The organism is Antarctobacter sp. (genome assembly GCF_034670325.1).
Classification (GTDB): Bacteria; Pseudomonadota; Alphaproteobacteria; order Rhodobacterales; family Rhodobacteraceae; genus Antarctobacter.
In genome coordinates, this window is record NZ_JAXMNR010000010.1 from 70,181 (window position 1) to 93,808 (window position 23,628).

The 23,628-nt window shown below is 61.3% G+C and carries 24 protein-coding genes and 3 pseudogenes; 2 read left to right on the forward strand and 25 right to left on the reverse strand.

Features of this window, described 5'->3' with window-relative positions:
• Positions 1-760: 760 nt before the first annotated feature.
• Both VOI21_RS20990 and VOI21_RS20995 read right to left on the reverse strand, forming a co-directional pair.
• Positions 761-1,484 (reverse strand): annotated as a pseudogene (locus VOI21_RS20990) (IS5 family transposase).
• Positions 1,485-1,659: 175 nt separating this feature from the next.
• Entirely contained in the window at positions 1,660-2,118 is a 459-nt protein-coding gene (locus VOI21_RS20995; protein WP_323771924.1) for a hypothetical protein, read from the reverse strand.
• A 71-nt stretch (positions 2,119-2,189) separates the two neighbouring features.
• On the opposite strand from VOI21_RS20995, the gene VOI21_RS21000 reads away from it, so the two are divergent.
• The gene (locus VOI21_RS21000) at positions 2,190-2,684 is read left to right on the forward strand and encodes an Lrp/AsnC family transcriptional regulator (protein WP_323771925.1); all 495 of its coding nucleotides are present in this window, start codon (positions 2,190-2,192) and stop codon (positions 2,682-2,684) included.
• A gap of 53 nt (positions 2,685-2,737) precedes the next feature.
• Here VOI21_RS21000 and VOI21_RS21005 read toward each other — a convergent pair whose 3' ends face one another.
• From VOI21_RS21005 to VOI21_RS21035, 7 genes are all read right to left on the reverse strand, one after another.
• Positions 2,738-3,682 (reverse strand): oligopeptide/dipeptide ABC transporter ATP-binding protein, encoded by a 945-nt coding sequence (locus VOI21_RS21005; protein ID WP_323771926.1) that lies wholly within the window; start codon positions 3,680-3,682, stop codon positions 2,738-2,740.
• The gene (locus tag VOI21_RS21010) at positions 3,679-4,662 is read right to left on the reverse strand and encodes an ABC transporter ATP-binding protein (RefSeq protein ID WP_323771927.1); all 984 of its coding nucleotides are present in this window, start codon (positions 4,660-4,662) and stop codon (positions 3,679-3,681) included. The genes VOI21_RS21005 and VOI21_RS21010 overlap by 4 nt, the downstream gene beginning before the upstream one ends.
• Complete coding sequence (locus tag VOI21_RS21015) at positions 4,659-5,531, reverse strand: ABC transporter permease (protein WP_323771928.1); 873 nt, start codon at positions 5,529-5,531, stop codon at positions 4,659-4,661. The genes VOI21_RS21010 and VOI21_RS21015 overlap by 4 nt, the downstream gene beginning before the upstream one ends.
• Positions 5,531-6,451: an ABC transporter permease gene (locus VOI21_RS21020; RefSeq protein WP_323771929.1), complete on the reverse strand. Its 921-nt coding sequence runs from the start codon at positions 6,449-6,451 to the stop codon at positions 5,531-5,533. Before VOI21_RS21020 ends, VOI21_RS21015 begins: the two co-directional genes overlap by 1 nt.
• A gap of 70 nt (positions 6,452-6,521) precedes the next feature.
• Positions 6,522-8,054 carry an ABC transporter substrate-binding protein gene (locus tag VOI21_RS21025; protein WP_323771930.1) on the reverse strand — a complete coding sequence of 511 codons (1,533 nt, stop codon included), beginning with the start codon at positions 8,052-8,054 and terminating at the stop codon, positions 6,522-6,524.
• 54 nt (positions 8,055-8,108) lie between these two features.
• A complete protein-coding gene (locus VOI21_RS21030) occupies positions 8,109-8,723 on the reverse strand; it encodes an RraA family protein (protein ID WP_323771931.1) in 615 nt (204 codons plus the stop codon).
• A 107-nt stretch (positions 8,724-8,830) separates the two neighbouring features.
• On the reverse strand, positions 8,831-9,175 hold the full coding sequence (locus VOI21_RS21035; RefSeq protein ID WP_323771932.1) for a RidA family protein: 345 nt from the start codon (positions 9,173-9,175) through the stop codon (positions 8,831-8,833).
• A 168-nt stretch (positions 9,176-9,343) separates the two neighbouring features.
• Between VOI21_RS21035 and VOI21_RS21040 the strand changes: the two genes are divergently transcribed.
• The gene (locus tag VOI21_RS21040) at positions 9,344-10,276 is read left to right on the forward strand and encodes a LysR family transcriptional regulator (RefSeq protein WP_323771933.1); all 933 of its coding nucleotides are present in this window, start codon (positions 9,344-9,346) and stop codon (positions 10,274-10,276) included.
• On the opposite strand, the gene VOI21_RS21045 is transcribed toward VOI21_RS21040, so the two are convergent.
• From VOI21_RS21045 to VOI21_RS21120, 16 genes and pseudogenes are all read right to left on the reverse strand, one after another.
• Positions 10,258-11,205, reverse strand: coding sequence for an ornithine cyclodeaminase family protein (locus VOI21_RS21045; protein ID WP_323771934.1), 948 nt, complete (start codon positions 11,203-11,205; stop codon positions 10,258-10,260). The genes VOI21_RS21040 and VOI21_RS21045 overlap by 19 nt on opposite strands.
• Positions 11,202-12,446 (reverse strand): Zn-dependent hydrolase, encoded by a 1,245-nt coding sequence (locus VOI21_RS21050; protein WP_323771935.1) that lies wholly within the window; start codon positions 12,444-12,446, stop codon positions 11,202-11,204. The genes VOI21_RS21045 and VOI21_RS21050 overlap by 4 nt, the downstream gene beginning before the upstream one ends.
• Before the next feature lie 29 nt (positions 12,447-12,475).
• On the reverse strand, positions 12,476-13,759 hold the full coding sequence (locus VOI21_RS21055; protein ID WP_323771936.1) for a TRAP transporter large permease: 1,284 nt from the start codon (positions 13,757-13,759) through the stop codon (positions 12,476-12,478).
• Positions 13,756-14,229 (reverse strand): TRAP transporter small permease, encoded by a 474-nt coding sequence (locus VOI21_RS21060; protein ID WP_323771937.1) that lies wholly within the window; start codon positions 14,227-14,229, stop codon positions 13,756-13,758. The genes VOI21_RS21055 and VOI21_RS21060 overlap by 4 nt, the downstream gene beginning before the upstream one ends.
• Positions 14,226-14,600, reverse strand: a complete 375-nt coding sequence (locus VOI21_RS21065; RefSeq protein WP_323771938.1) for a cupin domain-containing protein — start codon at positions 14,598-14,600, stop codon at positions 14,226-14,228. Before VOI21_RS21065 ends, VOI21_RS21060 begins: the two co-directional genes overlap by 4 nt.
• A complete protein-coding gene (locus tag VOI21_RS21070; RefSeq protein ID WP_323771939.1) occupies positions 14,597-15,586 on the reverse strand; it encodes a DctP family TRAP transporter solute-binding subunit in 990 nt (329 codons plus the stop codon). Before VOI21_RS21070 ends, VOI21_RS21065 begins: the two co-directional genes overlap by 4 nt.
• Before the next feature lie 309 nt (positions 15,587-15,895).
• A pseudogene (locus VOI21_RS21075) lies at positions 15,896-16,252 on the reverse strand (IS110 family transposase); the annotation flags it as partial.
• A 499-nt stretch (positions 16,253-16,751) separates the two neighbouring features.
• Positions 16,752-17,489: pseudogene (gene istB, locus VOI21_RS21080) on the reverse strand (IS21-like element helper ATPase IstB).
• A gap of 3 nt (positions 17,490-17,492) precedes the next feature.
• Positions 17,493-17,651, reverse strand: coding sequence for a hypothetical protein (locus VOI21_RS21085; protein ID WP_323771940.1), 159 nt, complete (start codon positions 17,649-17,651; stop codon positions 17,493-17,495).
• 219 nt (positions 17,652-17,870) lie between these two features.
• The gene (locus VOI21_RS21090) at positions 17,871-18,392 is read right to left on the reverse strand and encodes a 2,4'-dihydroxyacetophenone dioxygenase family protein (RefSeq protein WP_323771941.1); all 522 of its coding nucleotides are present in this window, start codon (positions 18,390-18,392) and stop codon (positions 17,871-17,873) included.
• A gap of 9 nt (positions 18,393-18,401) precedes the next feature.
• Complete coding sequence (locus VOI21_RS21095) at positions 18,402-19,097, reverse strand: RraA family protein (protein WP_323771942.1); 696 nt, start codon at positions 19,095-19,097, stop codon at positions 18,402-18,404.
• A gap of 19 nt (positions 19,098-19,116) precedes the next feature.
• Complete coding sequence (locus VOI21_RS21100; RefSeq protein ID WP_323771943.1) at positions 19,117-19,812, reverse strand: SDR family NAD(P)-dependent oxidoreductase; 696 nt, start codon at positions 19,810-19,812, stop codon at positions 19,117-19,119.
• The gene (locus VOI21_RS21105) at positions 19,809-21,317 is read right to left on the reverse strand and encodes a tripartite tricarboxylate transporter permease (RefSeq protein ID WP_323771944.1); all 1,509 of its coding nucleotides are present in this window, start codon (positions 21,315-21,317) and stop codon (positions 19,809-19,811) included. Before VOI21_RS21105 ends, VOI21_RS21100 begins: the two co-directional genes overlap by 4 nt.
• Positions 21,317-21,784 carry a tripartite tricarboxylate transporter TctB family protein gene (locus VOI21_RS21110; RefSeq protein WP_323771945.1) on the reverse strand — a complete coding sequence of 156 codons (468 nt, stop codon included), beginning with the start codon at positions 21,782-21,784 and terminating at the stop codon, positions 21,317-21,319. Before VOI21_RS21110 ends, VOI21_RS21105 begins: the two co-directional genes overlap by 1 nt.
• A gap of 17 nt (positions 21,785-21,801) precedes the next feature.
• A complete protein-coding gene (locus tag VOI21_RS21115) occupies positions 21,802-22,764 on the reverse strand; it encodes a tripartite tricarboxylate transporter substrate binding protein (protein ID WP_323771946.1) in 963 nt (320 codons plus the stop codon).
• Between the two features lie 57 nt (positions 22,765-22,821).
• Positions 22,822-23,550: a FadR/GntR family transcriptional regulator gene (locus tag VOI21_RS21120; protein ID WP_323771947.1), complete on the reverse strand. Its 729-nt coding sequence runs from the start codon at positions 23,548-23,550 to the stop codon at positions 22,822-22,824.
• Positions 23,551-23,628: the final 78 nt, after the last annotated feature.

Consider the following 23,628-nt stretch of genomic DNA (forward strand, 5'->3'; position numbering starts at 1 on the left):
CATCGGGGGGGTGGTCGACATGCCGGATGTGCAACCAGCCCCGACTTCGCGGGTGATCGGGCTGTCAGACACCGCGTCGTTCGCGGCACCATGTTGCCGACTTCATGGCGGACGATACCTTCACACACCAGATAAAGACACTCGGCGGTCTCACGCTTTGCGAATAAATCGGCAAAATCCGAGTGTTAGAACCAGATCGATTCATCCCCAGTCCGATCCTTCTGATGCCGGGGCTGTACACCAAGTCAAAAGGGCCTGTGTCACGCCCCACACTTCTGCCTTTCGGACAGAGATGGGGACACCGGTGCGGAAATCACGCCAGACAGAAGTCATTTCCGAAGTCCTGTTAGTCAATTGGCTGTCAATATTGGCGGAGGCTCAGCCCGCTATTGTCGCGGCGTAGTTCGTCGCTTGGCGCCGCAATATGTCCTAGTATTATTGGGATATTGCGAATTGCGTCGTCGCAACCCCTTGTATGACGCGGCAGCTCGGCGCATTCTTTTTGGTGGGTAGGTTGAGGGGCGCAAAGATGCCGCGAGTTTCCAAGGAGCTATCGGCGCTCGATGTGAAAAGGTTGCGGCACTCTGGTACGGGACACGACGCGACATTTGCGGTGGGCGGGGTTTCTGAATCGCCCCGGGTCTGTCGGAGACCTTTGGCTTCATCTTATTCGACCATATCGAGCACGTCGTGCTGTGCACATAAAATTCTCTTCGGCCTCGGCTGGCGAGATGTTCCCGATGGGTCCTAGGCTCCGGACTCATAACCAATAGATGACCACGGCGGCGAGTGCGATTGCGGAGAGGAAAACCTTGGGGCATCTGTCGTATCGTGTGGCCACGCGTCTCCGGTCTTTGAGACTGCCGAACATGATCTCGATCCGGTTCCGGCGTTTGTAGCGGCGCTTGTCATAGTTGACAGGGATCTTGCGCTGTTTCCGACCGGGGGTACATGATCTTATCCCTTTGTCTTTCAACGCGTCTCTGAACCAGTCGGCGTCATGGCCTCGATCCCCAAGCAACCATTCGACCTTGGGCAAGCTGCTCAGCAAGGCCCGTGCCCCGATGTAGTCGCTGACCGTCCAGCGGTGACGAACAAGTTGAGTGGCCGCCCCTGACTGTCGCAGATGGCGTGCAACTTGGTGCTCATGCCGCCTTTGGTCCGGCCAATCAGGCGTCCACGCCCCCCCTTTTTTACGCCCATGCTGGTCGCTGTCCGGTGGGCCCTGAGATAGGTTGCGTCGATCATCACGGTCTTCTCTTCGCCGTGGTTGGCAGCCAGACCAACCATCATCTGCGCAAAGATGCCTTTATCGCTCCAGCGCTTCCAACGGTTGTAGCGCGTCTTGTAAGGACCGTACGCCCTCGGCGCATCACGCCACCGTAAACCATTGCGGTTGATGAAGATAATCCCACTCAGCACGCGTCGGTCGTCGACACGTGGCTTGCCGTGGGACTTCGGGAAAAAGGTTCCAGACGCGCCATCTGCGCATCGCTCAACCAGAAAAGATCAGACTCGTCATCGCTCGTTTTTCCAGCGGTGAATCATGCAGCTTCCCGGAAATCAATGGGTCCTGACCCTAGCCGCACATGCGCGGACCTCAGGCGAGTAGCGATTTGCCATTTCGCTTTTCGTCAGAACCGTCATCCTTGCTTAAGTTCACGGTCTCCGACAGACCCGGCGCGATCCAGATTGTATCATTGTATCGGCCCCTTCCGGCGCAAGATACTTGGTCACCAAGGCAGAGGTCGCTGCGGTCCGCAGCGCGGTCAGCTCCGTCATTTCGGACAAGAGAACCGGATAGCCGGTCGGGACATCGGCCAGAAGGCCAAAGGCCGTCACAGTCTGAACCCCCTCCGCCGTATTCTTAGGATAGCCATTGAGTATTTGAAGCCATAGACGGCCCCATCCGACGTTGGCAGTAGTTCGATGACCCCCACAGTGGGATGCCACGCGCGGTGTTGTATCAAAAAGCTCCCAGCGGCGAAAATACTCTTCGATATAGGCCTCCATACCGCTGAGTATCTCGGAAATGCCGATACGGTGGATGAGACGCATCATGTTTGCGACGCTGACGAAGGGCACAAAAGCAAGTCTGGAGGGTTCGAAAGCTGTCATGATAAACCTCGATATGGATCCTGAGCGGCAATACCGATTATTGAAACTGCAAATAATACGGCTAACTTTTCATGTATTTTGGCGCCAATTTAGAAAACTGCACAACCAACTTGAACAAATTGTCGGGCGCGATGGCAAAACTTTCTCCGACAAAATTCGTCTTCGACAACCATGACATGACCCCCATCGGCCTTTTGCGAAAGGACGGGCGAGCCCCAGTATCCAAGCCTGCCGAAATCATCGGAGTTTCGCGCGCGACAGTGCAGACGCAGCTCGGCCGACTTCTGGCATCAGGGGCCTTTTGGGGCTTTATCGCTAGGGTCCACGAGGACTATGGAATCAACCAGATCCGCGCGATCACGATGATCGAAGTGTGGGGGCGAAACACCACTCAGGTCATCAACCTGACGGCACTTACGGCCATGCATACGACAAGCGGGAATTGGAGTCTGATCGCCGAAGTCCTGGTCGAGAACCTGTCAGAATTCGACAGCGTCCTGCGCGAAGTGCGTCTGGTCGACGGCGTCCTCAACAGCGAGACAAGTGTCCTGCTGTCTAGCATTTAGGTTGCACGCAGTAGAGCCCCCCCCTGACGTCCAGCCGGAGCGGAAACCAAACGTCACATCGCCCTTTCGCACCTGACAAAGCTATCGCGCAGTTTCCGAAGCTCTTGCGGGTCTTCGATACAGCTTTCTCTCACATCCGGACAGCGCGGAGCGAAAAGACAACCCCGGCGCGCGGCAAACGGGTCCGCCGCCGCGGCACCCAGCTTTTGCTCCGGCAGTCCCACTTGCGGGTCGGGCAACAAGGTCGCAGACAGCAGGGCACGTGTGTAAGGATGGCAGGCATCCGCGAAAAGCGCATCGGTCCCAGCTTCCTCGATCTTTTGCCCGAGGTACATGACAGCTACGTGGTCGGCCAGATGCTCCACCACGGCCAGGTTGTGGCTGACAAAAACCATTGTCAGGCCAAGCTCTTTCTTGAGCGACAGCAACAGGTTGATGATCTGCGCCTGGACCGAGACATCCAGTGCCGAGGTCGGCTCGTCACAGATCAGGACGCGCGGCCCGAGGATAAGCGCCCGGGCGATGGCGACACGCTGCCTTTGTCCGCCCGATAGCTCGCCCGGATAGGCATCGGCCAACCGCGAAGGCAGCCCCACCAGATCGAGCATCCGCTTGACCTCGGCGTCGACATTCGTGCCGCCGTGCAGGCGCAGCGGCTGACCGACCAAGGTCTGGATGCGCTTGACCGGGTTGAGCGAGGCATTGGGATTCTGAAACACCGGCTGGATCAGCCGCACGCGGTCGGCCACTGGCATGGCGCCGATCTTCTGGCCCGCGATCTCGACCTCGCCCTGATCGGGCTGCAACAGGCCCAGCATGATGCTGACCGCCGTGCTCTTGCCGCATCCGGATTCACCAACAAGACCAAGCGTCTCGCCCTCGGCCACCTCAAGTGACAGGTCGTTGACGGCCACCAGTTCCTCGGTCGGCGCGAACATGCCGCGGCGCAGGCGATAGGCTTTGCGGATGTTGGTCATGCGGATCATAGGGGGAGTCATACTGCCACCTCCGCTGCCTTGACACATTCAACGAACCGGCCCGGCCCGGTGTCGATGCGTGGCACCGGGTCATTGGCGCAGTCTGGTCCCGCTAGGGCGCACCGGTCGCGAAATGCGCAACCCCGCAACGTTCCGATCAGCCCCGGCACGCGCCCCGGAATGGCAGGCAATGCGCTGCCGCGCGGGGTAACGCCCGGCACAGGGATCGCCGCAAGCAGGCCTTGGGTATAGGGATGGCGCGGCGCGGCAAAGAGATCGGCCGCAGACGCGCGTTCAGCGATACGTCCGGCGTACATCACCGCGACATCGTTGGCGATGGCCGCGACCACGCCCAGATCATGCGTGATCAGCAATAGCGACAGGCCGAGATCGTCCTGCAACTCGCCGAGCAGCGCGAGGATCTGCGCCTGAATGGTCACGTCCAGCGCCGTCGTCGGCTCATCCGCGATCAGCAGCTTGGGCCGCCCCATAAGCGCCGAGGCGATCATGATGCGCTGGCGTTGACCGCCCGAGAACCCGTGCGGATATTGCGTCAGCCGCGCCGCCGGATTGGCGATGCCCACGCGGTCGAGCATCTCGATTGCGCGAGCGTCGGCGTCCTTGCGGCTCAGCTTTTCGTGGCGCATCACGCCTTCGGTCAGCTGTCGCCCGATGGTCAGCGTCGGGTTCAGCGCGCTGGTTGGATCCTGAAAAATCATCGCCACATCGCGACCGCGCAGATTTGCCAGCTTGGCATCAGTCTTGATGGTCAGATCCTGCCCGGCCATTTCAAATCGGTCGGTGGTGACTTTGGCGTAGCGCGGCAGCAGCCCCATGATCGAGGTCGCTGTCAGCGACTTGCCGCAGCCCGACTCGCCAACAAGACAGAGCGTCTCTCCCTTGGCAATTTGCAGATCCACACCGCGAACCGCGTTCAACTTGCCCCGGTCGGTAGGGATCGACACGCGCAGGTTGCGAATATCAAGCATCATCTCGGTCATTTTCGTGCAGGCCCCGTGATATCGCGCATTCCGTCGCCAAAGAGGTTCACCGCCAGCACCAGCAGGCAGAGGGCCGATCCGGGAAGAGCGATGAGCCAAGGGTCGAACAGAATGTTGTCGCGGCCCTCGGAAATCATCAGCCCCCAGCTTGGCGTCGGCGGGCGCACCCCCAGCCCGAGGAAGGACAGCGCCGCTTCCAGAAGGATCACGTTTGCGACCTCCAAAGAGACGACGACAAGAATCGTGGCGCGCATGTTGGGCAGAATCTCAAGAAACAGGATCCGCGCGCGGCTGGCCCCGATGGCCCGCAGACCCATTATGAATTCCTGATGCCGCAGGCTTTGCGCGGCAGCGCGGGTGACAACTGCGAACCGGTCCCAAAGAAGCAGGCCAAGCACGGTGATAAGCGTGGTCAGCGACGCGCCACCCAGCGCCACCGCCGCCAGTGCCACCAGCACGATGGGCAGCGACAGGCGCGTTGTGATGACGAAGCTGATGACCATGTCGATCCAGCCGCCGAAATATCCGGCTAGCAGGCCCAGCGTGATGCCGATGGCACCCGAGACAAGGATCACCCCCAGCCCGACACCCAGCGACACCCGCGCCCCGTAGATGAGGCGCGACAGGTAATCGCGGCCAAGGTGATCGGTCCCGAGCAGGTGTTCCGGCACCGAGCGATCATGCCAGAAAGGCGGCAGCAGGCGGCGTGTCAGATCCTGCGCAATCGGGTCATGCGGGGCGAGCAATGGCGCGAAGAGCGCAATCAGCACGATCACCGCCAAAAGCGTGCCGCCGATCAGCGCCCCGGTATTGCCGCGCATCTTGCGCCAAAGGCTGGGGCGGGCGGTTTCCACGGAAATTTCGGACATCAAGAGGCCCCCCGCAGGCGCGGATCAAGCACCGCGTTCAGAACGTCCGCCAGCGTGGTCAGGACCACGTAGAGCAGTGACAGGATTAGGATGATCGCCTGCACCACTGGCAAGTCGCTGCGCAAAAGCGATTCCCAGGCCAGCCGCCCCAGCCCGTTTAGCGCGAATACGCTCTCGATCACGATGGAGCCGGACAGAAGCTGGCCCAATTGCACCGCCGCGAGCGATACCAGCGGCAGGACCGCGTTGCGCAGGGCGTGGCGTGAAATCACCATGTGCATGGGCAGTCCCTTGGCTTTCGCCGCGCGGACGTAATCCGTGGCCAGAACGTCGATCATGCCCGAGCGGGTTATGCGCATGAGTTCGGGGATGGCGTAATAGCTCAGCACGATCACCGGCAGGATGTAACCCTGCCATGTCTCCGCGCCCGAAATCGGGACCATGCCGTACCAGACGCCGAAGACGACGATTGCCATCAGCCCCAGCCAAAAGCTCGGGATCGCCTGACCCGACACGGCGATGACCAGCGCGAGGCGATCGATCCAGCCGTTCGGCCTCAGGGCCGCCGCGATGCCCAGAGGCACCGCAATCACCAGGGCGACGATGAAGGAAACGAAACCCAAAGTCAGCGTGACGCCAACACGGTTGCCGATGATCTCGGTCACCGGCACGTTGAAATAGATGCTCTGCCCCAGGTTCCCGGTCAAGGCACTTCCGATCCAGTCAAGGTATTGCACGATCAACGGCCGATCAAAGCCATAAGCGACACGGATCGCCTCCGCGTCCTGGGCCCGGCCGCCAGCGCCAGCGATGGCAATCGCCGGGTCGCCCGACAGGAACATCAGCCCGAAGCTGAGCGCAGAGACGGTCAAACAGACCAGCAGCGCCACGAGCAGACGTTTGGAGATGAAAGAGAGCATGGATCTTTCCGTTATTGGGGCCGGACGGCAGGGAGCAGACCGCCCGGCCCGTTACGTTGGCAGGGTCAGCTTATTTCCAGCTGGCAGCCCACCAACGGGCGAACTCATCCGGATGCGGAGTAAAGTCTAGGTCGTTGGACAGCCCGTAGTTAACGTTGAAGTTGTACATGGGCATCCAATAGGCCTCTTCCGCGATCTTCTTGACGGCCATGGCGTAGTTCTCGGCGCGCACGTCGCGGTCTGATGCGGTGTCCGCCTCGGTCAACCAAGCTGCCAGTTCGGCATCCTGCACGAGGTCATCCGCGCCGCCGCCAAAGAAGTTCGACAGGATAAAAGCGGTGTCACCGATGCCGTAGCTACCCCAGTTCGAGAAGAACGCCGGAAGCTCCTTGGCGCGCCACTTGCCGATACCCGAGGAATACTGCTGTTCGTTCAGCTCCAGTGTCACGCCGACCTTGGCGAGGTCTGCGGCCACCGCCTCGGCCGTCGGGCGGGGCATGGCGGCAAACACCATTTCCAACTCGAAACCGTCTTCGTATCCCGCCTCGGCCAACAGAGCCTTGGCTTTCTCCGGGTTGTATTCATAGGCCGCGACGTCCTGCTCACAGCCGAATTGCGCCGGGTTGCAGGCCGTGTTGAGCACCTTGGACGCGCCGCCTGCGAAGGCGTCGACGATTGCGCCCCGGTTGGTGGCGTGGATCAGCGCCTGACGCACCCTCTTGTCGGCAATCGGCGTGTCGCCTGCCATCGCCTCGGGGGCGAAACCGACATAACCGATACGCATGATCGGTGCGCTGATGATCTGCACCCGGCCTTCCAGACGCGATGCCTGATCCGGGGGAATACGCCAGATCCAGTCAAGCGAGCCGGACATCAGCTCGGCGTATTGGGTGTTCATCTCGGGGATGGTGCGCACGGTGATCTTATCGATGGTCGCACCGGATTTGGGGCTGCCCGCGTAGTGATCCGCAAAGCGCTCCATCTCGTAGCGAATGCCGGGCTCTTGGCTCACCAGCTTGTAAGGGCCGGTGCCGATAGGCGTGGCGGCCATGCCAGCCGAGCCATTTTCGGCAAAGAATTCGTGCGGATAGATCGGCAGCGCATCGGCCAGCATCTCGACCGCGCCGGCAAAGGGCTTGGCCATGTTGATGCGCACCTTGTAGTCGTCCAACTTTTCGACGCTGTCGATCCAGTCGACCGAGATCGAATACCGCGTGCCATATTCCGGGGTGATCACGGTGTTGAGTGTCTCGACCACGTCATCCGCGGTGAAATCGGCGCCGTTGTGGAACTTGACGCCCTGGCGCAGGGTGAATTCCATCGTAAGCGGGCCGGTGAATTCCCAGGATTCCGCCAGCGCGGGCACGATCTCACCAGTATCGAGGTTCTTGTAAAGCAGCCCGTCATAGATGTGCCGTGCGAGGATCAGACCCTGGCGACCTGCGATCTTGTAGGTGTCGAGCGGCTCGGGCTCGGCGGCGAAGGCCACGTTGAGCGTGTTGGACGCCTTGTCAGCCGAAGCGGGCGTGGCCAGCGTCAGCGCAGTGCTGGCGGCAAGGGCGGCCATCCCGGTGAGGAGTTTTCTGGATACAGTTTGAGTCATGGGTCTCTCTGTCAGTTGGATAAAGTGAAATAGGGTTACGCCGGTTTTCCGGTTCTAGGCGGGGTGCTTTTTGCCCCGCGTGATTTCGGCCAAGGTCTCGCCCGCGCGCAGCCGTTCGATGATTGTGACCTCGTCTTCCTGCATCTTACGGGCGCGCGCCGCGTGGGTTGCGGCCTGATCCTTGTCCAGCACGACAACGCCGCTTTCGTCGGCCAGGATCATATCGCCAGGCCGGACGGAGACGCCGCCACAGCCCACGGTCACGTTGAAATCGCCGCCCAGCCCGCGCGGCTTGGTGGTCAGCGGCGACCGGCCGCGGCACCAGACCGGAAAGTCTTCCTGCTCGAGGGCAGAGCGGTCGGTGGCAAAGCCGTCGATCACCGCGCCCACCACGCCGCGCGCCTTGGCCGCGGCAGTGGTGACTGCGCCCCAGCAGGCATGGCGCAGGTCGCCGCAACGGTCGATGACGATGACCTGCCCGGGTTTCGCGGCAGAGAGCGCATCGGTCAACATCGCGCCGTCGTCGCCCTGCATCCGCACGGTCAGCGCAGGGCCAAAGATCCGACGATCCGGCAGCAGCCCCTGCAGCGCGGGCACCATGAAGCCGGTTTCAAGGAAATGGCCCAGCGTCGCTGTTTCGATGTCCGAGAGGTCGAGTTGAGATGTCATGCCCTGTCCTGTTGCCTGATTTCTGGGAAAAGGATGGCGGCGAGAGAGCGAATGGGTCAAATAGCCGGGGGTTATGACAAGTATAACCCCCGGTCCGAAAACGGTGCTCAGACCGCAGCAGTGACGATGAACTCCACCTTGTAATCCGGCGTGGCCAGCTTGGCCTCGCCACAGGCGCGCGCCGCCGGATTGCCGGGATCAATCCATGCGTCATAGACCGCGTTCATCTGTTGGAAGTCTGCCATATCTGCCAGCCAGATGATGACCTGCAACAGCTTGGATTTGCTGCTGCCGGCCTCCTCCAGAAGACGGTCGATGGCGTCCAGACAATCCTGGGTCTGGGTCGCGACATCGGCACCGGCGGTGCCAACCTGACCAGCGAGGTAAACGGTGTTGTTATGAGTGACGACCTGGCTCATGCGCGGGCCGGGGTGCAAACGGGTGATGTTCATGTTTTTCGCTTTCCGATGAAATGAGCGGCAAGCTTAGCCGAACGCTGACGATGCGCACAGTTGAGCACCATAGCCAGCGTCGATCACAGGTATTCGCATTGACTATGTGGAGGGTGATGAAAAATAGGGCACTCTTGGCCAACCCGAACAACAAGTCGAATCATGAACATGACCACCCAGCTGCAATCCGACCTGAACTGGAACCTGCTGCGCATGTTCTACATGATTGCGAAAGAGCAGAGCATCACCAAGGCCGCCAAACGGCTTGGCCTGAGCCAGCCCTCGGTCAGCAACGCCCTGCAAAAGCTAGAAGCGCAGCTTGATTGCCAGTTGGTCTTTCGCGACAGCCGCCACTTTGAACTGACGACGCGCGGCGACAAGATCTTTCAGGAATGCCGCGATATCTTTCACAGCGCCGAGCGGATCAACCTGCTGGTCCGTGACGCCGAAGAAGAGGAACGCGGGCAAGTCCGGTATCAAATCATCAGTAACCTGGTGTCACCGATGATGGACGAATTGCTGCGGCTCTATCATCAGCGATATCCGTCGGTGGCCTTTCAGAGCGAGGTCCAGAACAGCCAGGCCATCGTCCGTTCAATCCAGCAGGGGCGTGGCACGATCGGGTTCTGTCTGCTGGCCAAACCGCTGGTCAACCTGCCATCGATCCGCCTGTTTCGAGAGGAGTTCTGTGTTTTCTGCGGCGCCGAGCATCCGTTGTTCGGGCAGGAAAGCGTCGCGCTCCGTGATCTGCAGCGCGAGCCCTTCATCAGTTTTGCCTGCGCCACCGAAGGCATGGGACTGGAGCCTATGTCAGTCTTGCGCGAAGGCACCCGGTTGGGCAACCGCATCAACGGGCTGAGCACCAACATCGAAGAGGTCCGCAGAATGATCGTGGCCGGGATGGGTATTGGGATCCTGCCGCTGATGACCGCGCAGGACGACATCAGGCGCGGCGATCTTTGGCCGCTCAGGATCACGGACGAGACGATTGGCGCCGATGTCTATCTGGTTCATGCCCCGAGAGAAAAACTGTCGACCTCGGAGCAGAGATTCGTCGACATCGCGCAAGAGCTTCTGGCGCTTTACCCCGACATGGCGTGATCGCGGGCCAGATTGGCCGTCGCCAAATCCTGCAGCGCCATGCCCGCGGATTTGAACACGGTACGGGCACTGTCATCCTTGCGACCGGGGTGCGCCCCCTGGCACAATTCGGCCAGATCGGCGCGGATGTGGTCCGGTTTGATCCGGCCTGCATCCAGCGGCTGCGCAAGATCGCCCGCCAACGAGGCCCCTGCCCTCAGATCGACGAAAACCTCGGCCTGCGTGATCGCCCGATCGTCGCTTTCGCGCATGTCGCCCTTGAAGGCTCCGATCAGGTCGAGGTGGCTGCCGGGTTTGAGCCATTCGCCATGGATGATGGGCCTTGTGGAGGCGGTGACGGTACTGATCACATCCGCCGCGCGGCACGCCGCTCCGAGGTCACGCGCTGCCTGCGCAGGCAGGCCCTGTGTCCTGAGCGCTTCGGCAACAGCCACTGCCTTTTCACCGCTGCGCCCCCAGATTGAAACCGAGGTGTAAGACCGCACCGCACAATGCGCGGCCGCCACGGCGAGCGAAAGTTGCCCGGTGCCGACGATCAGCAAGTTTCGGGCATCCTTGCGCGCGAGAAAATCCGCCGCCAGTGCTGACGCAGCCGCCGTGCGCCGCGCGGTCAATACATCGCCATCCAAGGCCGCCTGCATCTGCCCGGTCTCACCATCAAACAGCAAGTAGCCGGCGTTGATCGTCGGGCGGCCCTTGGCAGCGTTGTCGGGAAAGAAAGTCACCACCTTGACGCCAATGCTGTCCCCCGGAACCCAGGCGGGCATGATCAGGAGCGATGCCTCGCTGCCGTCAGGCTGGGCAATGCTCAGCACCTGCCGGTCCGGGGCCTGCACCGCGTTGCTGCGGTACCAGTCGCGCAACTGCCCGATCAGATCGGGCCAGTCCAACACGGCTTCAAGCGCCTCATGTCCGATCAACGTACTCATCTATCGGCCCGTTTCACGACGGCATGCAACAGGATGTTGAGACCAGCGACGAAATCCCCGGATGTGCAGTTTTCTTCGTTGTTGTGGGTAATGCCGTTTTCGCAGGGCGCAAAAATCATCGCGGTCGGGCAATGGGTGGCAAGGAAATAGGCGTCATGGCCCGCCTGGCTCTGGATATCACGCCAGTTGAAATCCATGCGGATTGCCTCGTCGCGAATGCCGTCGATCATCTCGTGGTCAAATATGTCGCCGCCCCATTCCCATTCATCCTCGATCTGCGCCTCGCAGCCACAGCGCGCGGCGGATTCGAACAGCGCCCGGCGCATCTTTTCCGCCATCGCGCGGGTGGTGATCGGATCAGGGTGGCGCACGTCACAGACGGCCTCGGCGGTGTCGGACAGGATCCCCGGCTTGTTCGGCCAGGCGGTCAGGCGCGCTGCGGTGGCCTTGCCGTCATGGACCGCGAAATCCCAACCGATGTCATCCACGGCCGTCAGCCAGCGTGCGCCCGCCGCCAACGCGTTCTTGCGCAGGTCCATCGGCGTCGGCCCGGTGTGCGAGGTCTGTCCCTTGAACGACGCCCGCATCCCGCGCACCGGATAGCCGCCGGTGACGATCCCCACCTGCCGGTTTTCGGCATCCAGGATCGGCCCCTGCTCGATATGCAGCTCGAAATAGGCGTCGATCTCACCCGCCTTGCAGGCAAGGTCGCCCTTGTAGCCGATCCTCTCCAGCTCATCGCCGAACCGCGCGCCATCGTCGCCGATCAGGTCATGCACCCAGTCGATGTCATATTTGCCGATAAAGCAGCCCGAGGCGACCATCGGCGGCGAAAACCGCGCGCCTTCCTCATTGGTCCAGTCGACGACGACAATGGGGCGCTTCGTGACATGGCCCGCGTCATTCAGGCTGCGGATCACTTCCAGCCCGGCCAGAACACCCGCGATCCCGTCGAACCGCCCGCCGTTGATCTGGGTGTCCAGATGGCTGCCGATCAAGATCGGCGGCAGGTCGTTGTCAGCGCCATCGCGGCGGCCAAAGATGTTGCCCGCGGCGTCCACTTCGACCGAAAGGCCCGCCTCTTCGCACCAACTGCGAAACAGGTCGCGCATGGTCCGGTCGTCATCGCTCAGCGTCAGTCGTGAAAGCCCGCCGGGGCGGCCTTTGCCGATCTCGCCAGAGGCTTCGATGGTGGACCAGAAGCGGTCAAGGTCGACGCGGGTATCGGGGGTAATCGGCATGAGAACCTTCTTTCTTTCGAGGGCCGGGATCAGAACAGGATGCCCGGGAGATCGGTAATCAGAGCGGGAAACAGGACAAGCAGCAGCAGCACGCCGACCATCACGCCAAGGAAGGGGATCAGGTATTTGAACGACGCACTGAGCGGGATTTCCCCAACGCGGCAGGCGGCCATCAGGTCGATGCCCAAGGGCGGGGTGTTGGCGCCGATGGCGAGGTTGATGGTCAGCAAGATGCCGAAATAGACAGGGTCGATGCCGTAATGGCCAAGGATCGGCAGGAAGACCGGCGCAAGGATCAGGATGATCGCGATGCTTTCCATAAAGGTGCCGAGGATCAGCAGAACCGCCATCATCAGCAACAGCGCGACAGTTCCGCTATCTGTGGTCTGCGTGATGCCGTTGACGGCCATCTGCGGCACCTGTTCGGCGGCGAGGATCCAGCCGAAGACCGAGGCCGAGGCGATGACAAGCAGGATCACGCCGGTCATTTCAGTCGTTTCACGCAACAGCCGCATCAAGGTGGCAAGCGACAGCGCGCGATAGACAAAGACCCCGATGAACAGCGCGTAGGCGACGCCGATCCCGGCGGCCTCGGTCGGGGTGAAGATGCCAAGGCGGATGCCACCCACGATGATAATCGGCGCCAACATGGCAAGGATCGAGCCCTTGGCGGCGCGGCCCAGTTCCCCCCAGGAGAACGGCTCGCCTCCTTGCCAGCCGTTGCGACGGGAAATCCACCAGGCCACCAGCATCAGCCCGAGGCCCAGCAGGATGCCCGGCAGGATCGCGGCAACGAAAAGCTGGCCGATCGAACTGTTGGTGGCCGTGCCATAGACGATCAACACAATCGACGGCGGAATGACGGTGCCAAGCGAGCCCGCGCAACCCAAAGCCGAGGCCGAGAAGCCGGGCGCATACCCCTGATCCTTCATCGCGGGCAGCATCATCGTGCCGATGGCCACCACGTCAGCCACCCCCGAACCCGAGAGCGAGCCGAACATCATGCAGGCGATGATCATCACCATCGCCAAACCGCCGGTGCGCCGCCCGATCAACGCCGAACACAGTGCGATGATCCGGGGGGCAAGGCCGCCGTGAACCATCAATAGACCGGCCAGCAGGAACAGCGGGATTGCCAGCAAGGTAAAGCTGTTGATCCCCGCCACGGCCCTCTGCGCCACCACGATCATCGGCGCGGCATCGGAAATCAGAAGATAGAACATCGACGACAGGCCAAGCGCCACGGCAATCGGCGCATCCAGCAGCACCAAGACCACGAAGGCCACGAGAAGAAGAGCAAGCGCAAGGCTCATGCCCGGCCCCCTTTCAGGATCAAGCCCGCAAGGGCGAACCCGCAACAGACCGGCAGCGAGAGGTAGAAGATCCCGGCCGGCAGCGACAGTGCGGTGGTTTGATGCGACCATGTGATCTGCGTCAGTTTCCAGCCGGTCCAGATGAACACCGCGAGAAAGACGGCGATCGCCAGCCAGGCCAGGACGGCCAGCCCACGGCGCAACATCGGTGGCAGAGAGACCAGGTCGAGCAACCCGGCGCGGAAATGCGAGCCGCGCACGAAACCCGAGATCGCGCCCACAAAGGTGAGCCAGACCAGTGCCAGCCGCGGCAGTTCCTCGGCCCAGCGCGGCGTGGAGGAGAATAGGTAGCGCGAGATGATGACGTAGACGACCATTATCGCAAATGCTGCCACCAGCGCCGCGCCAGACCAGCGCGCGGCCCGGTCGATGAGTGTGGCCGCGCGCAGCGACCCGGTCCCGAGTGTCATGGCTTCAGAAATCCTTCCGGTCCGCGGCAGAGCATGCATTCGTCGCAATAGGCGGCCACGACAACCCATTCGTCCGAGATCACCTCGACCGTGTGATCCAGACCGGGCGGCAGGCGCACGGCGGTGCCCTCGGTCATCTGGTATTCCTCGCCCCCGGCACGCAGGATCGCCTCACCTTTCAGCGTCAGGGTCACCTCGTCGCGGGGATGGCTGTGGGCGGTGGATTTCGCGCCCTTCTTGCCCGTGGTCACGCTCAGCTTGATAAAGCCTTCACCGCGCGCCGCAGGCGAAAACAGCACCTTCTGCGAGAAGTCATAAAGTTGCACCGGCTCCACCGATGCAACTTCTGTTATTTCCGGCCGCAGGGTCATTTGCGGTACTGGTTGAGGATGTTCAGAAGCTCTTCGCCATAGACATCCTTTTGGCTTTCCCAGATCGGCTCGACCGCTGCAATAAAGGCGGCTTTATCCACTTCGTTGAACTCCATGCCCTTTGCTTCAAGCTGCGCGATCAACTCGTCATTGGCAGCGGCAACCATGTCACGCTGTTTCAGACCCCAGGAGGTGGCGGCCTCCATCACGATGGCCTGATCCTCGGGCGAGATCTTGTCCCACACGGATTTTGACATGGTCAGTGTCGCCGCGCCCCAGATGTGCTCGGAAAGCGAGACGTATTTCTGAACCTCGAAAAAAGACGCCGAATAGATGATCGCCAGCGGGTTTTCCTGCGCGTCGAACAGGCCCTGTTGCAGCGCGGAATAAAGCTCACCAAAGGACAGCGGCGCAGGTTCTGCACCAAGTCCTTCGAACGTGGCCAGACGCACCTTGTCCGGCGTGACGCGAATTTTCAGACCGGCGAGGTCTTCGGGCTTTTCAACCGGGCGGACGTTGTTGGTGATGTTGCGGAAGCCGTTTTCCCACCAGCCCAGAACCTTGATGCCCTTGCCGTCCAGCATGTCGGCCAACGCCACACCCAGATCGCCGTCTAGCGCGGCAAACGCCTGTTCGCGGGTGCCCCAAGCATAGGGCATTTCGATGATGCCCATACGCGGCTCGATGCCTTGAAACGAACCAGAGCCGATCAGACCGGCCTGAACCGAGCCGAATTGAAGACCTTCGATCACATCCTTCTCGCTGCCGAGCTGGCCAGAGGGAAAAACGTCGATCTGGACGCGGCCTTCGGTGCGGCTGTTCACCTCGTCCGCGAACCCGGTCGCGGCGGTGTGCCAGCTGTGGCTTTCCGGCAGGACATGGCCAAGCCGGATGGTCACATCGGCTGCCAATGCCGCGAACGGCGCAAAGGCCGCGAGGCTGGCCGCCAGCAGGCCGCCTTTGATCAGGGTGGTGGGTGATTGCATTTTGGTCTCTCCTGTTGAGCAGTAATTGCCCCAGAAGAAATACGGATCGCAGAATTCGCGCAAATAGGCGCAGCCTATGGTTGGAACAGCTTACCCGAATGTGTTTACGGGCATGCCGTTTTGGCTCTGAAGCAGATTTGGTGCAGTCCATCAAGCTAAGCGCAACATATCGGCAGGTTTTTGGAGGGTGTTACCGATGGCGGCGCAGGTTTCACGCCAAGATTAACCGCCAGAAGGTATCAAGACCGACCGGGTCGAGCGTGTTGGGAACGCGGTCCGAATCCACTCCCGGTCCGCCAAAGCCTCGGCAGCGTGTCCGCTCTGCGGCTCGGATTTGGTTTCAACAAAGCGCATAGTCGGGCGGCGAACCGCTTCGCAGATCGCCTCCGCATTTGCTGCATCCGTCTTGCCCTGCTTCACATAGGGTTTGACGTAGGCGGCAGGCATCAGACGAACGTCGTGACCAGGTTTGCGCAGTTCGCGACCCCAATGATGCGCTGAACCACGTGCTTCTATGCCAACCACACAGCGCGGTAAGCTCGCGAAGAAAGGGAGCAATTTTGCACGTTTGATCTTCATGTTGATGATCCGGCGACCAGTGGCGGAACCGCAGTGAACTTGAAACACGTCCTTGGCCAGATCCAGGCCAACTGTCTTAAGTGTCATTGGGTGGCTCCTCTCGCAGCAGTCGATGACAACTGCAGTATGGCGCATTGCGACGCCGGGTGGAGCAGGAGCCATCCACCTCATCCGCAAAGGGCCGTCCATACTCACGCGATTTTCGCTGCGGTAGCAAATTTCTGCAGCTGCATGTTCGGCAAGGTGGGCTCGCTGGCCCGCGCCGTCGGCCAGAGGCGGCACCCTATACCGAAGCACGCAGGGGCGATCCGCGTAAGGTAAGAAATTGCGAAGAAGCTCCTTGACGTCGCGCTCTTCAACCTCGCCTTCGACGGCGAGCTTAACGGCTGCGACTTGGTGAAGCTAAAGGTCGCTGACGACTACGCCACCGGCCCGGTCTAACCACGGGCCGTTCCGCAGGGCCGGCTCGGCCAATGGCTGCTCTGAAGATTGGTCGGGCCGTTGGCGCGCGTGCTTTCCAAATAGCTGGCGCGTGCCATGGCGTGCTGGCCGCAGGCCAGCCCTTTTAGTCCTGGGTTTGTGGAGTTCAGGTTTGGGCTTTCCGGCTTTTGCGCAGCCGGAAGCTTTCGCCGTTCGTTTCGAGGATATGGACGTGATGGGTCAGGCGATCCAGAATTGCTCCCGTGAGGCGCTCTGAGCCGAATCCCTCGGTCCATTCGTCGAATGGCAGGTTTGAGGTGATGACGATGGAGCCGCGCTCGTAGCGTTGGGAGATGACCTCGAACAGCAACTCGGCGCCGGTCTTGCTGAGCGGAACGAAGCCGAGTTCATCAATGATCAGAAGCTCTTGGCTGATCAGCAGTTTTTGAATTCGCTGCAGGCCCCGTTCGTCGGCAGCTTCGATCAGTTCGTGGACCAGGGCGGCAGCGGTCGTGAAGCGATCCTTCAGACCCTTTTGCCAGGCCGCCAGTCCGAGCCCCAGGGCGACATCGGGCTTGCCGGTGCCGCTCGGACCCAGGGCGATGACGTTCTCGCGCCGGTCCACGAACGCGCAGCGGGCCAGTTCCATGGTCTGGGGCTTGTTGAGTGAGGCGACGACCTTGAAGTCGAAGCTGTCCAGGCTCTTGGTCGCCGGGAACTTGGCGGCCTTGATCCGGCGTTCGATCATCCGACGTTCGCGCTAGATCAGTTCCAGTTCACAGAGCCGCAGCAGGTAGTGAACATGGTCCTTGTTCTCCGCCGCGCATTGCCGGGCCCGCTTGTCGTACTCGCCGTTGAAGGTCGGCAGACGCAGCTTCTTGAGATGATGTTCCTGCGGGGGGATCGGTCATGCCGCGGCCCCGGGCATCAGCACCTTGTAGCTGGCCGGGTCCGTCGTCTCGACCTGTGCCTTGGGCAGAGACCCTGGGGGCACGGAATGCCGCAGGATCTTTGCCACCGTTTTGCGGTCGATCCCACAAAGACGGCCAGCTGCACTCTTGCTCATACCATCAACATGGCACCCCCGACGGATACGGTTGTAGAAGCCCACACAACGCATCTCCCCACCCTCCGCTCATCGGCTTCAGGTGTCAGACTGCGGAATTTTACTCCGCGACGGTCAGATCATCAGACCGTTTCTGTGGGCATTTTGTCTCCGGGATTCACACCCGACAAAGCCCTGATGACGGGACGGAACACCTAGAGGCCGCCAAGGGCACAAAGGCTAGCGAATAAACTGATCGACATAATCCGCGCCGAGGCCGACGGCCTCGTAGTGCGCACGACACATGTCGACCTTGGTGAACACATCCTCGAAACCCGTCTGCTTGCCCCAAGGGTCGACGTAACACATCACGCCGTTTACCTGAAACAGGGTCATCATTTCAGGTACGTCATCGGGCACGACGAGGGTGTGGGTCTCACCAGGCGGCTCGTAGACATAGCCACCCTCTTCGGCGGTCCAGTCATGTTCGAGGTAGTGCCAGCGCCCCTTGAGAACGTAGCCATGCACGGGCTGCGGGTGGCGGTGACGGCTGAGCACGCCGCCTTTTGTTACCTTTAGCACATTCACCCAATAGCCCTGTGACACGTTGAGGCACAGGGGGCGGAAATAGACGTTCTCCGCCTGCGGCACCCAGACCCGCTCGTCCTGCGGCACGGCGTGGGGGATGACGATATCCTCCGCTGCGTATTTGGGCATTTCGAGTTGGTAGGACATTCTTTTTTCGTCATCGGTCTGTGTCATGGTTCCACCTCACATCACGCCATATGTTTCGAGCGCTTCGACGGCGGACATGCCCTTGCGGATCGCCTCGCCAACCGTGTTTTCCGTTTCGGCCTTCTCCAACGCACGCTGTATGACTTCCTCTTCGGCATCTTTCGGGATGATCAGAACGCCCTCGCGGTCGCCATACATCAATGTGCCTGTTTCGATCCGGATGCCGTCGATTTCGATGGCGGTTCGGAAATCCATGACCTTGCCGCGCACCCCCTGATCCTGCGCGTAAACACCGCGACAGAAGGTCGGAAACCCTTGGCTTTCGATACCGTCTGCGTCGCGCACATAGCCGTCGAGCACCGCCCCCGCCGCCTTGAGGTGAAGCGCACGCGTAGTCATCAACTCGCCCCACAACGCGTAGCGCAGCGACGAACCTGTTGCGACATAGACCTCGCCCGCCTTGAGATCGTCGAGCGCCTCCAGCATGAGACCGAAAGGCTTGTTCGCCAACGGCCCGCGCGAGTCCTCGTCCCCGTCATCAAAGATGTCCGCCTCAAGCACAGACATCGCGCGCCCAGCCATCTTGCTGGCCTGCTGCAGGGGCGAAATGCCTGCGGGCAGGAACTGCTTACGCAGGCCCATAACGTCCATCACATCGCCAATAACGGCCGTGAACAGGCGCTCGCGCATCAGGGCAAAAAGCGCCTCGTCACTATCGTAGAGTTTACTCATAGTCTATTTCCCTATGTTCTTAAGCAGCGGCGTATCCGCCATCGACTGGTAAAATTGCTCCGGTCACGAAACCTGCGGCCGAAGACGCAAGGAACATGGCGGGACCAACAAGATCTTCGGGCCGCCCCCAGCGACCCATGGGGGTCCGTCCTAGGATCGTGGCAGAGCGTTCGGCGTCCTCTCCCAGAGCCTGCGTCAGCGGCGTGGCGATCCAGCCGGGAGCAAGCGCGTTTACCCGAATGCCATCGCCCGCCCATGCCAGAGCCAGCGACCGCGTGAGTTGCCCGATCCCGCCCTTGGAGGCGGCATAAGCGGGTGAGACCGCCGAGCCGAAGTAGGTCAGCATCGACGCGGTGTTGATCACGCATCCCGACGCCGCCTTGAGCGCGCTATGGGCGGCGACGCAGCAGCGCTGCGACCCGTTGAGATTGATATCCACCACATCGGCAAACCCGTCGTGGGTAAACTCCGCCCCGCCGCGCCGAATGACGCCCGCGCAATTGACCAGCACATCAAGCCGATCCATTGGCACGAAGAAGTCCGTCACAGCCGCGCTATCCCTGACATCCAACACGGCCTGCGCCATACCATCGGGCAAGTCGTCCACCGCCTCATGGCCCGTCACGGTGACCTCATCACCGGCGTCAAGAAACCCCGTCGCAATAGCGCGACCAATGCCGCTGGTGCCGCCGATAACCACTACTTTGCGCGTCATGTCGTCGATTTCCTTGTGCGTGTTTTGAAACTCTGGCGAAGGGACAGCACAAGCATCAGCACCCAGAGGAGCAGCGTGATCGTGCCAAGCGTGCCCGCAATGGGACGCGCGAAGAATTCAAGCAGGTTGCCATCTGCCTTGATCACCGACTTCATGAAATTCTCTTCGATCAGAGGTCCGAGGATCAGGGCAAGGATCATGGGCGCCAGGGGGAATTCGTTCTCCTCCAGCACGAAGGCGACAAGCCCGAGGATCAGCAGCACCCAGACATCGAACAGGGTGTTGTTGGCCGCGAACGCCCCGACGACACAAAAGAGCAGGATGATCGGGAACAGGATGTTCTGGCGCAGCGAGAGCAGTTGGCGCGAGACCATGATGGCGCCCAGACCCAGCGGCAACATCAGCAGGTTGGCGAGGATGAACACGGCAAAAATCGCGTTCACCAGCCCCGTGTCCATGACGAAGACCATCGGCCCGGGGGTGATCCCCTTCATCAACAGGACGCCGATCAGGATGGCGGTGATCGTGTCGCCCGGAATGCCGAAGACAAGGCTGGGAACATATGCCCCCGACAGGGCCGCGTTGTTCGCGCTAGAGGCGCTGACGATGCCTTCGGGATGGCCCGTTCCGAATTTCTCAGGCGTGCGGGAAAACTTCTTGGACAGGGCGAAGGCAATCCACGAGGCGATATCCGCCCCCGCTCCGGGCAGGGCACCGATGGCGCTGCCCATCAGCGAGGAGCGCGCGACCCCGCCCTTATAAGTCCACAGCGTTCCGAGCACACCCGAAATAGCCGCACGCACCCGCAGGGGCGGCGTGGGCGGCAGGTCGGAGGGGGCGGCGGATTTGCGCAGGATCTCGGTGATCGCGAACATCCCGATCAGCACGGGAATAATCGAGATCCCGCCGATCAATTCGGTATCGCCGAAGGTAAAGCGGCGGATGCCCATCACCACATCGATGCCGATGGTCGACAGCATCAGCCCCGCGCAGAGCGAGAGCACGCCTTTGACGCGCGGCCCGTTGCTGACAAGGATCGCGCTGGACAGGCCCAAAAGCGCGAGGAAGAAATATTCATAGCTGGAAAATCCCAGCGAGAAACGGGCGATTTGCGGCGCGGCCATAATCAGGATCACCACCCCAACAAGCCCGCCGATGGTCGAACACATCAGGTTCACGCCAAGCGCCAACTCGACCTGTCCTTTCTGGCGCATCTTATATGCTTCGTCTGTATAAGCCGCGGAGGCTGGCGTGCCCGGAATGCGCAGCAAAGCCCCCGGAATATCGCCCGCGAAAATGGCCGTGGTGGTCGCGGCGACAATCGCTCCGATCGCCGGGATCGGGTCAAGGAAGAAGGTCAGCGGCACCAACAGTGCCGTGCCCATCGTTGCGGTCAGTCCGGGGATCGAGCCAATCAGCAACCCGTAGGTCGCCGCCCCCAGAATGATCAGGAATACGCTCGGTTGCAGGACTTGAGCGAAGCCCGCGAGAAGAGATCCGTCCATCAGTAAATCACCTCAGTGAGCAGCCCCAAAGGCAGCGGCACCATCAGGAGTTTCGCAAACAGCAGCCAGATGGCCCCAGTCGTCACGAGCGCAATTGGCACCGCAAGCACCACGCGCACCTGCATGATGCACAGGAGCGCGATCAGGAGCACAGGAACGAGCAGCGGGAAGCCAATGGGTTTGCTCAGCAATATGTAGAGCACCACGAAGGCAAGCATCGCCGCCATGCGCCCCGCCGCACCAGGAGTGCGAATCCAGTCCGACAGGGTCACAAGCGGGGCCTGCGATCTCACACCGTTAAGGATCATCGCGCCGCCGCATAGCGCCATGACCGCCGCGATGATGCCCGGGAAAGTGCCTGGCCCGTAGGGTTGGTTTGGAAGGGTGGGAAAGGTCCGCACCTGAAACAGCACCAATGCTGCGATCAGTATAAAAACCGTCCCGAGTATGGCGTCATTCAGTTTCATTTGCGGACCCCCTGAGGTTACTGGCGCAGGCCGAGCTTACCGATGACATCGGCGTTGTTTGCCGTTGCCTCCGTCATGAACGCGGCAAAGTCCTCGGCGCCGAGCCAGCTCACTCCAAAACCGCGATTGGCCATGAATTCCTGAAACTCCTCGCTTTGGTAAACGTTGGACAGCGCCTCTTCGAGAGTCACGGTGATCTCGCCGTCAAGCCCCTTGGGCCCCACGACACCGCGCCACGTGCCGCCCGCGAAGGCTTTGCCGACAGCCTCTTCGGCGGTCGGAACATCGGGATAGGCATCCAGACGTTCCGCCGACAGCACAGCCAAGGTTTTCACCAGACCCGCATCGCGCATCGATGCTGCTTCGGGCAGGGAGGACGGGACGATGGATACACCGCCCGCAACAAGCTCCTGAAAGCCGGGAGCGGCGCCCTGGCTGGGGACAACTACCACGTTGGTGGGATCGACGCCGTTCTGGTTGAGGAAAGAGGCAAATGCGAGGTGATAGGCCGCGCCGACGGGGAAGCCCGACGCCTTGTATTCACCTGGATTGGCCGCGATAGCCGCGAGCGCTTCCTTGGCGTCAGCCCATTCGCTATCGGCGCGCACGTTGAAGGCCGAGGCGTCGAAGTTCACCAGCCCGATGGCCGTCATGCCATCGGCGGAAATCGCAGAAGTTCCGATAGCGGCATAGGTGGTGATTTCCGCCGTAGCCAGACCAATGGTATACCCGTCGGGATCGGCTTCGATCATCGCGGTGTGCCCGACGATGCCGCCGGCACCTGTGCGGTTCACAACGTTCACCGGCGTGCCCAGTTCGCCGCTCAGACCTTCGGCGATCATGCGACCGACGGCATCCGTGCCCCCGCCCGCAGACCACGGCACGATCAGGGTAATGGGGCGTTCGGGATAGTCGGCGAAGGCCGGCCCCGCCAGAACGGCGAGTGCGGCAACGGTGGATACGAGTGCGTTTCTTTTCATGGGTTATCTCCTTATTTTCCATGGTTTTCTGGTTTGGTCGTTGGTCGACGGACGCCTCTATGGTGGGTCGTCGAAAAGGTTGCGCGTGGCCGCGTGCGCGCGTGCGAGCAATGCCAGCGCCGCCGTATGCGCCTCGTGGGGATTGCGGTTCGCAATCGCCTCCATGACGAGGCGGTGGTTTTCGAGATTGTCCTTGAGGTTGTGGGGTGCCTCGAAAAGACGTTGGAAGTTGAGACGCATCGCGTAAGCGATCGAATGGGCCACGGATATCAGGAACCTGTTGCCTGTCGCGTTCGCAACGGCGATGTGGAAGGCCAGATCGGCCTCAAGGCATTCAGGCAGATCCTGCTGATCGACAAGCCGCTCTATGGTCTCGTAGGCCGTGCGGAGGGTCGCGATCTCCGCGTCGGTCGCGTTGCGCGCCGCCTCCTGTGCGGCAGCAGGTTCGATCACGAAGCGCATCCGCACGAATTCTTCCATGAAAGTCGGATCGTCGAGCAGCTGGTCGGCGGACCATTCCAGTACGTCGCGGTCGAGAACATTCCACGCCGAGCGCTGGCGAACGACGGTACCGCGTCGCGGGGCGATTTCCACGAGGTTCTTCGCCGCGAGCAGCCGCATGGCTTCGCGCAGAGTGTTGCGCGAAGCATTGTATTGATGCGCCAGCTCCGCCTCCAGAGGCAGCTTCTCTCCGACGCCGTAGATGTCCTGGATGATAGCCTTCCCTATCCCCTCGGCCACTTGCGCCGAGCCGGACTTCCACCGTTTATCGCCCGAGTCAGCCACAGCCCCTCCTCCCTGGCCTGTTGCGAATCCATTGGTAGGATGAATAGGGAAAAGCCACCCTCCGCGTCAACGTTGATC

What these genes read in the sequence shown, in the direction of transcription:
- VOI21_RS20995 (WP_323771924.1), bottom strand. Translation starts at nt 2,118, where the DNA reads ATGACAGCTTTCGAACCCTCCAGACTTGCTTTTGTGCCCTTCGTCAGC.
- VOI21_RS21000 (WP_323771925.1), top strand. Translation starts at nt 2,190, where the DNA reads ATGTATTTTGGCGCCAATTTAGAAAACTGCACAACCAACTTGAACAAA.
- VOI21_RS21005 (WP_323771926.1), bottom strand. Translation starts at nt 3,682, where the DNA reads ATGACTCCCCCTATGATCCGCATGACCAACATCCGCAAAGCCTATCGC.
- VOI21_RS21010 (WP_323771927.1), bottom strand. Translation starts at nt 4,662, where the DNA reads ATGACCGAGATGATGCTTGATATTCGCAACCTGCGCGTGTCGATCCCT.
- VOI21_RS21015 (WP_323771928.1), bottom strand. Translation starts at nt 5,531, where the DNA reads ATGTCCGAAATTTCCGTGGAAACCGCCCGCCCCAGCCTTTGGCGCAAG.
- VOI21_RS21020 (WP_323771929.1), bottom strand. Translation starts at nt 6,451, where the DNA reads ATGCTCTCTTTCATCTCCAAACGTCTGCTCGTGGCGCTGCTGGTCTGT.
- VOI21_RS21025 (WP_323771930.1), bottom strand. Translation starts at nt 8,054, where the DNA reads ATGACTCAAACTGTATCCAGAAAACTCCTCACCGGGATGGCCGCCCTT.
- VOI21_RS21030 (WP_323771931.1), bottom strand. Translation starts at nt 8,723, where the DNA reads ATGACATCTCAACTCGACCTCTCGGACATCGAAACAGCGACGCTGGGC.
- VOI21_RS21035 (WP_323771932.1), bottom strand. Translation starts at nt 9,175, where the DNA reads ATGAACATCACCCGTTTGCACCCCGGCCCGCGCATGAGCCAGGTCGTC.
- VOI21_RS21040 (WP_323771933.1), top strand. Translation starts at nt 9,344, where the DNA reads ATGACCACCCAGCTGCAATCCGACCTGAACTGGAACCTGCTGCGCATG.
- VOI21_RS21045 (WP_323771934.1), bottom strand. Translation starts at nt 11,205, where the DNA reads ATGAGTACGTTGATCGGACATGAGGCGCTTGAAGCCGTGTTGGACTGG.
- VOI21_RS21050 (WP_323771935.1), bottom strand. Translation starts at nt 12,446, where the DNA reads ATGCCGATTACCCCCGATACCCGCGTCGACCTTGACCGCTTCTGGTCC.
- VOI21_RS21055 (WP_323771936.1), bottom strand. Translation starts at nt 13,759, where the DNA reads ATGAGCCTTGCGCTTGCTCTTCTTCTCGTGGCCTTCGTGGTCTTGGTG.
- VOI21_RS21060 (WP_323771937.1), bottom strand. Translation starts at nt 14,229, where the DNA reads ATGACACTCGGGACCGGGTCGCTGCGCGCGGCCACACTCATCGACCGG.
- VOI21_RS21065 (WP_323771938.1), bottom strand. Translation starts at nt 14,600, where the DNA reads ATGACCCTGCGGCCGGAAATAACAGAAGTTGCATCGGTGGAGCCGGTG.
- VOI21_RS21070 (WP_323771939.1), bottom strand. Translation starts at nt 15,586, where the DNA reads ATGCAATCACCCACCACCCTGATCAAAGGCGGCCTGCTGGCGGCCAGC.
- VOI21_RS21085 (WP_323771940.1), bottom strand. Translation starts at nt 17,651, where the DNA reads ATGAGCAAGAGTGCAGCTGGCCGTCTTTGTGGGATCGACCGCAAAACG.
- VOI21_RS21090 (WP_323771941.1), bottom strand. Translation starts at nt 18,392, where the DNA reads ATGACACAGACCGATGACGAAAAAAGAATGTCCTACCAACTCGAAATG.
- VOI21_RS21095 (WP_323771942.1), bottom strand. Translation starts at nt 19,097, where the DNA reads ATGAGTAAACTCTACGATAGTGACGAGGCGCTTTTTGCCCTGATGCGC.
- VOI21_RS21100 (WP_323771943.1), bottom strand. Translation starts at nt 19,812, where the DNA reads ATGACGCGCAAAGTAGTGGTTATCGGCGGCACCAGCGGCATTGGTCGC.
- VOI21_RS21105 (WP_323771944.1), bottom strand. Translation starts at nt 21,317, where the DNA reads ATGGACGGATCTCTTCTCGCGGGCTTCGCTCAAGTCCTGCAACCGAGC.
- VOI21_RS21110 (WP_323771945.1), bottom strand. Translation starts at nt 21,784, where the DNA reads ATGAAACTGAATGACGCCATACTCGGGACGGTTTTTATACTGATCGCA.
- VOI21_RS21115 (WP_323771946.1), bottom strand. Translation starts at nt 22,764, where the DNA reads ATGAAAAGAAACGCACTCGTATCCACCGTTGCCGCACTCGCCGTTCTG.